The 335-nt window shown below is 38.2% G+C and carries 1 tRNA gene and 1 pseudogene; both read right to left on the reverse strand.

What is annotated here, in order from left to right:
* Positions 1-160, reverse strand: a pseudogene (rpsP, locus tag BIY23_RS05480) (30S ribosomal protein S16); the annotation flags it as partial.
* A 56-nt stretch (positions 161-216) separates the two neighbouring features.
* Positions 217-288 (reverse strand) — tRNA-Cys (locus BIY23_RS02950).
* Positions 289-335 lie beyond the last annotated feature (47 nt).

The following is a 335-nucleotide window of genomic DNA, read 5'->3' on the forward strand; positions in this document are numbered from 1 at the left end:
CTACTTTTACTTTCACACGATTTTCTGACAGCATAGGATTATAATGCCCTATTTTTTCAATACAACGCCCATCACGAGGCGCACGTGCATCTGCAACAACAATTCTATAAAAAGGACGCTTTTTCGCTCCAAATCTTGCTAACCTTATTTTAACCGCCATATCTACCCTTTTTCATTAATTCTATATATTTAATCAAGTAAGTCAATAGTCATACGAGGCCGGGACCGGAATTGAACCGGTATAAAAGGATTTGCAGTCCTCCGCATAAGCCATTCTGCCACCCAGCCACATTTACTTATAAATATCTATTATATTTGCCAACATAGATAGAGCT

It is taken from the genome of Wolbachia pipientis (genome assembly GCF_001752665.1).
Taxonomy (GTDB): Bacteria; Pseudomonadota; Alphaproteobacteria; order Rickettsiales; family Anaplasmataceae; genus Wolbachia; species Wolbachia pipientis_A.